Annotated in this window: 7 protein-coding genes; 4 read left to right on the top strand and 3 right to left on the bottom strand. The window is 65.7% G+C overall.

Translation table 11 applies throughout. From position 1 onward, the window contains the following. The 4 genes from lipA to purU form a co-directional block, all read left to right on the top strand. The coding region (gene lipA / locus ACQ3DC_RS20985) for a lipoyl synthase (protein ID WP_430753124.1) at nucleotides 1–1019 on the top strand (1019 nt) is incomplete at its 5' end. Between the two features lie 54 nt (nucleotides 1020–1073). Beyond that, on the top strand, nucleotides 1074–1925 hold the full coding sequence (locus ACQ3DC_RS20980) for a methylenetetrahydrofolate reductase (protein ID WP_157240936.1): 852 nt from the start codon (nucleotides 1074–1076) through the stop codon (nucleotides 1923–1925). Continuing rightward, entirely contained in the window at nucleotides 1915–3381 is a 1467-nt protein-coding gene (gene cycA, locus ACQ3DC_RS20975) for a D-serine/D-alanine/glycine transporter (RefSeq protein ID WP_430752761.1), read from the top strand. The genes ACQ3DC_RS20980 and cycA overlap by 11 nt, the downstream gene beginning before the upstream one ends. After that, nucleotides 3378–4322 carry a formyltetrahydrofolate deformylase gene (gene purU / locus ACQ3DC_RS20970; protein ID WP_430752760.1) on the top strand — a complete coding sequence of 315 codons (945 nt, stop codon included), beginning with the start codon at nucleotides 3378–3380 and terminating at the stop codon, nucleotides 4320–4322. Before cycA ends, purU begins: the two co-directional genes overlap by 4 nt. Nucleotides 4323–4977: 655 nt before the next feature. On the opposite strand, the gene ACQ3DC_RS20965 is transcribed toward purU, so the two are convergent. The 3 genes from ACQ3DC_RS20965 to ACQ3DC_RS20955 form a co-directional block, all read right to left on the bottom strand. After that, a complete protein-coding gene (locus tag ACQ3DC_RS20965; RefSeq protein ID WP_104999110.1) occupies nucleotides 4978–5400 on the bottom strand; it encodes a universal stress protein in 423 nt (140 codons plus the stop codon). A 233-nt stretch (nucleotides 5401–5633) separates the two neighbouring features. Beyond that, complete coding sequence (locus ACQ3DC_RS20960; RefSeq protein WP_430752759.1) at nucleotides 5634–6947, bottom strand: DUF222 domain-containing protein; 1314 nt, start codon at nucleotides 6945–6947, stop codon at nucleotides 5634–5636. A 68-nt stretch (nucleotides 6948–7015) separates the two neighbouring features. Next, nucleotides 7016–8263, bottom strand: coding sequence for an IS256 family transposase (locus tag ACQ3DC_RS20955; RefSeq protein ID WP_430752900.1), 1248 nt, complete (start codon nucleotides 8261–8263; stop codon nucleotides 7016–7018). Between the last annotated feature and the right edge of the window lie 98 nt (nucleotides 8264–8361).

Here is an 8361-nt window from a genome sequence, read left to right as displayed (position 1 = left end):
TGACATTGGCACCTGAAGGCCGGAAGCTTTTGCGCGTTGAACAGCGCAACTCGGCTGTCCCGGTGGAGCGGAAGCCGGACTGGATCAAGGCCAAGGTCCAGATGGGCCCGGAGTTCGTCCAGCTCAAGAACCTGGTCAAGAAGGAAGGCCTGCACACGGTGTGCGAGGAGGCCGGCTGCCCCAACATCTTCGAGTGCTGGGAGGACAAGGAAGCCACGTTCCTGATCGGCGGGTCCGAGTGCACCCGGCGGTGTGACTTCTGCCAGATCGATACCGGCAAGCCCTCCCCGGTGGACAGGTTCGAGCCCACCAAGGTGGCCCGCTCCGTCCAGGCCATGCAGCTGCGCTACGCCACCGTCACCGGGGTGGCCCGTGACGACCTCGAGGACGAGGGCGTGTGGCTGTACGCCGAGACGGTCCGCAAGATCCACGAACTGAACCCCGGCACCGGGGTGGAGCTGCTGATCCCGGACTTCTCCGGCAAACCCGAACACATCGAAGCGATCTGCGACTCCAGGCCCGAGGTCTTCGCGCACAACGTGGAGACGGTGCCGAGGATTTTCAAGCGGATCCGGCCCGCGTTCCGCTATGAGCGGTCCCTGGACGTGATCACGCAGGGCCGGAACCTGGGCATGGTGACCAAGTCCAACCTGATCCTGGGCATGGGCGAAACCCGGGAAGAGATCTCCGAGGCGCTGCGGGACCTGCACGAGGCCGGCTGCGACCTGATCACCATCACCCAGTACCTGCGCCCGTCCGAGCGGCACCTGCCGGTGGACCGCTGGGTCAAGCCGCAGGAATTCGTGGACCTCCAGGACGAGGCCAACGAGATCGGCTTCCTGGGCGTCATGTCCGGGCCGCTGGTCCGTTCCTCCTACCGCGCCGGCCGGCTCTGGGCCACCGCGATGCGGAAGAAGGGCCGCGACATCCCCGCCGAACTCGCCCACATCGCCGACGGCATCCAGGACTCCGGCACCACCCGCCAGGAGGCCAGCTCACTGCTCGCCGCCACGGCCTGATGCGGGACCTGCCCAAGGCTGAAGCTTTCCGTACCTGATGACCAGACAGGACCAATGATGTTCCCCATCAGAATCGAAATCATCCCTTCCGAAGGAATCGTTGAGCAGGTCCAGGCCCTGGTGCCCCGGAGCACCACGCTCAGCGTCACCTGCCTGCCGCACCACGGCATCGAACGGACCATGCGCACCGCGGTGGAGGCGGCAGACCTCGGTTATACCGTGGTCCCGCACCTGGCTGCGCGGAGCATCCGCAGCCGCGCCGAGCTCACCGAGATCATCCGGGGCTGCAACGCCGCCGGCATCGGCGAGGTGTTCGTCATCGGCGGCGACCGGAAACAGCCGGCAGGCACGTACGACTCCGCCCTTCCGGTACTGGAAGACATCGCCCAGTACACCGGCGGGACCATGCGGGCCGGAGTTGCCGGCTATCCCGAGGGCCATCCGGTAGCCAGCCCCCTGGACCTGCTGGACGGCTTGCTGGCCAAGCAGCACCTGGCCTCGCACGTGGTCACCCAAATGTGCTTCGACCCGGGAAGAATCCATGACTACGCGGCACTTTTGCGCCGCGAAGGCGTACGCCTGCCCGTCTGGGCGGGCGTGGCGGGGTCCGTCCCGCGGACGAAACTGGTGGCACTCGCCACGCAGATCGGCGTCGGAAGTTCCCTGAAATTCCTCAGCCGCAAGGGCCCGCTGGCCCGCAAACTCCTGAGCGGGGACCGCTACTCGCCGGACAGCCTGATCACCGGGCTGGCAACACAGCCGGGCAACATTGCCGGCATCCACCTTTACAGCTTCAACAGCCTTGCTTCGGCGCCGGACTATGGCGTCCACCCAGCGCCGGAACAGGCATCCCCTTCCGCAGCACTCCACCCAGCATTGATTCGAGGAGCAGCACGTGACCACTAAATCCACTACTTCCCACCAGGAGCCGCATCTCGAGCGGCAACTCACCAACAGGCACATCCAGCTGATCGCCATTGGCGGCGCCATCGGCACGGGCCTGTTCATGGGCTCCGGCAAGACCATCTCCGCGGCCGGGCCGTCCGTCATTTTTGTCTACATGATCATCGGCTTCATGCTGTTCTTCGTCATGCGGGCCATGGGCGAACTGCTGCTGAGCAACCTGAACTACAAATCCTTCAGCGACTTCGCCGCGGACCTCCTCGGCCCCTGGGCGGGTTTTTTCACCGGCTGGACCTACTGGTTCTGCTGGGTGATCACCGGAATCGCGGACGTCATCGCGATCGCCGGCTACTCCAAGGAGCTCTGGCCGGGGCTGCCGCTCTGGATCCCGGGCCTGGCCACCGTGGCCATCCTGCTGCTCCTGAACCTCGTCACCGTGAAGGCGTTCGGCGAGACCGAGTTCTGGTTTGCCCTGATCAAGATCATCGCCATCGCGGCGCTGATCATCGTGGGCATGTTCATGATCTTCACGGGCTTCCAGTCCGACGCCGGCCCTGCCACCTTCACGAACCTGTGGAGCCACGGCGGCATGTTCCCGAACGAGTTCATGGGTTTCGTGGCCGGCTTCCAGATTGCGGTGTTCGCGTTTGTGGGCATTGAACTGGTGGGCACCACGGCAGCCGAGGCCAAGGACCCGGAGAAGAACCTGCCCAAGGCCATCAACTCCATCCCCATCCGCGTGCTGCTCTTCTACGTTGGCGCCCTCATCGTCCTGATGTCCGTCACCCCGTGGACCCAGTTCCAGGCAGGCCACAGCCCGTTCATCGCCATGTTCTCCCTGGCCGGCCTCGGCGCTGCAGCCACCGTGGTGAACCTGGTGGTGCTCAGCTCCGCCATGTCCTCGGCCAACTCCGGCATCTACTCCACCTCCCGCATGGTGTACGGGCTGGCCCAGGAGGGCGACGCGCCCTCGGCGTTCGGTGCCCTGTCACGCCGCAAGGTCCCGCAGAACGCGCTGTTCCTCTCCTGCGTCCTGCTGCTCTCCGGGGTGGTGCTGATGTACGCAGGCCAGGACATCGGCAAGGCCTTCGACATGGTGACCACCGTGTCCGCCGTCTGCTTCGTGTTCGTCTGGTCCATCATCCTGGCCAGCTACCTGGCGTTCCGCCGCCGCCGCCCGCACCTGCATGAGGCATCGAAGTACCGGATGCCCGGCGGCGTGCCGATGGTCTGGGTGGTCTTCGCGTTCTTCGCCTTTGTCCTGTGGGCCCTGACCACGCAGCCGGACACGCTCCTGGCGCTGCTGGCCACACCGCTGTGGTTCGTCATCCTCGGCGTTGCCTGGCTGGCCATCCGCCGCCGCCCGGCCCACCTGGCCAGGTACGCGGAGTTCCAGGCAGATCTTGCCCGGGAAGCGGAAACGTCCAAGGCCCGGGAACTTGAGAAGGTGCAGAAATGAGCACGGCCACCACGCTCACCCCCAACACTCCCGCAGCCGCCCCTGCACACGATGCCGCGGCGCCGGACCCGGCCGCCGCCGTCGAACATGTCCTGACGGTTGACTGCGTGGAATCACCCGGGATTGTCCACGCGATCTCCGCATTCCTGCTGGAGCAGGGGTGCGACATCATCGACATCAAGCAGTACGGTGACAAGGCACAGGGGCACTTCTTCATGCGCGTGCACTTCTCCTCCGGGTCTCCGGCCGCCGGGCAGCCCGCCGGCACTGAAGAGCTTCGCAGCGGCTTCGCCCAGGTTGCGGAGAAGTGGCAGATGAACTGGCAGCTCGAACCGCACGGCCGGAAACGCCGGGTGCTGGTGATGGTGTCCAAGATGGGGCACTGCCTCAACGACCTGCTGTTCCGGGCGCGGACGGGCGATATCCCGGTGGAGATCGTGGCCGTCGTCTCCAACCACCGCGACCAGGAGGGCCTGGTCCAGTGGCACGGCATCCCGTTCTTCCACGTGCCGGTCACCAAGGACACCAAGGCCGACGCCGAGGCCCGGCTCCTGGAGCTCGTGGACGCGTTCGACGTGGAACTGGTGGTCCTGGCCCGCTACATGCAGGTCCTGAGCGACGACCTTTCAGCCAAGCTGGCGGGGAAAACCATCAACATTCACCACTCGTTCCTGCCCAGCTTCAAAGGCGCGAAGCCCTACCACCAGGCGTATGAGCGCGGCGTCAAGACCGTGGGCGCCACCGCCCACTACGTCAATGCAGAACTGGACGAGGGCCCGATCATCTCGCAGCAGGTCATCGAGGTGGACCACACGTACACTGCCGATGACCTGGTGGCCGTGGGCCGGGACGCCGAGTGCGTGGCGCTGCGGAACGCCGTCCGCTGGCACTGCGAGGGCCGGATCCTGCTGCTGGGCAACCGGACCGTCGTCCTGCGGTAGGGGAGTTCCTCCGCCGAAACAGGCCAAGGCGGAAGGCTGACGGAAGCGGACGACGGCGGGAGGTCCCGCCGTCGTCCGCTTTCCTTTGGCAGGGGGATCGGTGGTTGACCTGCCCGCCCGCAAACGGCAACGATGGGTATGGCGGACTTCGGTGCGGGCCGGAAACGGCGGACAACAACCTGGATTAGTGCGCTGGCCGTGTTGGGCGCATGGCTTTCGAAGTCATACCGGTGATTCAGGTGGCCCGCACTTTTCGAGCTGTGGGGCCCGGGTCCCGCCGGAGGTTGCTAGGGCCAGTCGGCAAGGCGGAACTGTAGGGGCTGCCTGATTCCGAGCAGGAGGTCGCCCGTCCATTCGGCCACACTGCGCTGACGGTCATCGGGCGGGTCTGGAATCAGCGGCTGCCGGGGGTCCTCAAACGCGTTGTCCCCTGGAGTGTCATTTGAGCTTTTCATGGTTTCCCTTTGGTGTGCCTGTGAAGCAACCCTAGGCAGGCAGCCATACCAGGGGAAGGGGGTTTATCTAGCGACAAGATAAACTTCGCAAATCTTGAGGAAAGCTCCCTTAAAGCAAACGGGCGACGGGCGGGAGGTCCCGTCGTCGCCCGTTTGCTGGCCGCTGGTCCCGGTACCTTGGCTGGTCCCGGCGGTGTTGCCTAGTCTTCGTACGTGTTGGCGATGTAGACATCGCAGGGGGCGTTGTGCGCCACACTGTTGGCCACGCTGCCCAGGAGACGGCCGATGCCGCGCATCCTCCGGTTGCCCACCACGATCAGCCGGGCGTCCAGGCGCATGGCTTCCTTGATGAGGGAATCGGCGGGTTTTCCGCGGGCGGCGAAGTGGGTGACCTCCACCCCCGGCCGCGTGTCGGCCAGTGACTTCGCGACGTTTTCGGAGGCATCGGAGTTCCAGACCCTCACCTCGTCCGAGCCGACGCCGAAGGTCTCGGAACGGTCGACGTCGAATGCGGTCACCACGTGAAGCGAAGCTCCCAGCGCTTTGGCCAGGTCCAGCGCTTTTTCCGCGGCCTTCAATGCCGAGGGGCTGCCGTCCACCCCAACTACCACTACTCCACTCATTCATGGCTCCTTTGCTCGTGTACTTTCAGCGTTCACTGCCCAGTCTAGGGAAGTTCGGGCTGACGCCCCCATGCCAATTTGCGGAGGGCACGCGCGACCTGTTGGTTCAGGGGACGCTAGGGCCCGGCACAGGCGAACACTTTGCCAAAGAACGCCCCCGGCCCGTCCGCGGCCGCTTGGGCTTCCGCCTTGGACGCAGGCCGCTCCAGGGCAGCTCTCCGCCCGGCGGCAGGTCAGGGACGGGCATGCAAAAACTTGTCTATTGCATCTTCCGCTGGGGACTGCCCGATGTAAGCAAGGTCCGGAGGGCAACAAGGTGGGCGACCGGGAACTGTCTGCAGTTGTTCCGGGTTCCCTGGCCACTGTGGTGGTTCCCAGTCGTGGTGTTCGGGCTTGTAGTGGCGGCCGGTGGGTGAGGTCCAGCCGGGTGGCTGGGTTTTGGTGCCGGGGGTGGGTTTCCAGCGGCTGTTGTGTTTGAGGCGGTGGTGTTTGGGGCAGAGTTGGGCCAGGTTGCTGATTCCGGTGGTTCCGCCGTGGTGCCAGGCCTGGAGGTGGTCTGCCTCGTTGTCCGAAGTCCGGTTGTTGCAGCCGGGGAAGGTGCATTTTCCGTCGCGGAGGCGGAGTGCTTGTTTCATGGCTTTGGTGAGGCGGTAGCTGGTACGGCCGATTTCCAGGGGCGCACCGTCGCGCGGGTCCACCAAGACGCGGTGGAACGAGGTGGCGCCGTCGGCGACGAGTTTGCGGGCCGTGGAGGCGGGGATGGGCCCGTACCCGTCCAGCATTGCGGGTTCATCGGTGAGGCCGAGGAGTGAGAACACCGGGACGGTGACCAGGACGTCCGCCTTGGGCGCCGGGACCTTGCCCAGGCGCGCAGCGTCCCCTTCTGCCGGGGCCGCGTTTGCAGGCGCAGCGTCCTCGTCTGCTGTGTCCCTGGTGCTGGTGTTGGCGCTGCGCGTGTCCGGTGTGCTGAGCAGCAGGGCTGCGGCGGTGTCGGGGCGGAGTTGGGTGAGGGTGCGGGATTCGTTGGGGCCCTGGAGTCCGCGGGCGAGGGCGGTGGTGCGGTTCCAGATGGCGGATGCGGTGTCACCGGGGAGGTACAGCGAGAGCCAGGCCATGCCGTCGCGGTCCGGGGAATATTCCATCCGCCGGTCCGTTGCTGCCTTTGCGTGGCGCTTTTCGAGGGATTCGGGGTGGTGGCGTTCGCGCCAGGCCCGCACCTTTGCCCGGAACCGGGAGGGCACGAGGTCACCGGGTGCGGCTCCGCGGGCCGGGTGGGGCGCGTCCGCGTCCAGGAAATGGGCGGCCATGGCGGCGGCGCCCGCGGGGCCGAGGCCATGGGTTTCGTCGGCGAGGATTTTGGCGTGCTGCCAGGAGATGGTCCCGGCGGACAGGGCGTCCAGGGCCATCGGGAGGGAGCGCAGCTGCCGGGCCTGGCTGATGAGCGCCCCGGCAGCCGGGGAGCTCACGGTCAGGACGCCGGCGATTTCCTCGATAATGGACATCTCCTGGTAGGACCTGTCCTGCAGGGAGGCGTTCGGCGGGATCATGGCGTGCTGGAGGGGGGGGTCAAGTTTTCTGTGTAAGGGACCGGTCGGTTATCCGGTCTGCCGGGTGGTCAGATCGGAAGCCGGTTGGGGAATTGAACGGCGAAAGCGTTCAGTGCCTGGTGCCAGCCTTGGGTGCCGGTTCCGAGCTCGCCGCCGCGGGTGGTCTCGATGTTTCTGATCCCGAGGTAGACCAGCTTGATCGCGGCCTCGTCGGAGGGAAATGAGCCCCTGGTTTTGGTGATCTTCCGCAGTTGGTAGTTGATCGATTCGATCTGGTTCGTGGTGTAGATGACTTTGCGGATCTCGGGGGTGAAAGCCAGGAACGGGGTGAAGTCTTCCCAAGCGTTCCGCCAGGCCAGCACCGCCCCGGGAGCTGTGCTCTGCCAGGTCTCCGCGAAGGCCTCCATGGCCAGCTCGGCCGCCTGCACGGTCGGTGCGGTGTAGATCGGGCGCATGTCCCGGGCCATGGCTTTGCGTGCACCGTAGGAGGCGTATTTCATGGCCGAGCGCAGCAGGTGCACGACGCAGGTCTGCACGACGGTTTGGGGGTAGATGCTGTTCACCGCTGCCGGCAGCCCGGTGAGCCCGTCGCAGCACAGGATCAGGATGTCGGCGGCTCCGCGGTTACGGATCTCGGTGAGCACGTTGGCCCAGAACTTCGCCCCTTCGCTGGTGCCCAGCCACAGGCCCAGGACCTGCTTGCGGCCCTCTACGTCCACGCCCACGGCCACGTGGCAGGCCTTGTTCACCACCACGCCGCCGTCCCTGATTTTCAGCCAGATCGCGTCGATGTAGACGATCGGATACACGGACTCCAGCGGCCGGTTCTGCCACTGGGCGAGCTCATCGGCAATCACGTCGGTCACCCTCGAAATTGTCGCCGCGGAGACCTTGGTCCCGTAGATTTCATCGAGGTGGGAGCCGATATCCCGGGTGCTCATTCCGCGGGCGTAAAGGGACAGGATCATGTCTTCGACCTTGCCCAGCCGGCGGGCCCGCTTGGGCACGATGACCGGTTCGAAGGAGCTGTTCCGGTCCCGTGGCACGGTGACCTGCACCGGCCCCTGGAGGGTCTGAACGCTCTTGGTGGTCTTGCCGTTGCGGGAATTGCCCGTGCCCTGCCCTGCGGGGTCCCCGGACTCGTAGCCGAGGTGGTCGCTCATCTCCGTTTCCAAGGCCCGTTCCAGGACCGCGCGGGTCATCCGGGAGAGGAGCTCTTCAACACCGTTGCGGCCCTCTCCGAGGTCCTCCGCTGCCGTGACGAGGGCGTCGATCTGGTCGGCGCTCAAGACGCCTTCAAGGGGGTTGGTGGTCATACTGATTTCGGCCAAGAGGGCCCGTCCTTTCAGGGGTGAAACCGCAGGTCAAACCCTAGTTAGAGACCGGACCCTTACACACTCAATGAAACACCCTC

The organism is Paenarthrobacter sp. NEAU-H11, from assembly GCF_050573415.1.
Lineage (GTDB): Bacteria > Actinomycetota > Actinomycetes > Actinomycetales > Micrococcaceae > Arthrobacter.
Note: the sequence above shows the minus strand (reverse complement) of the source record. Positions and strands in the feature narration are given on the sequence as shown.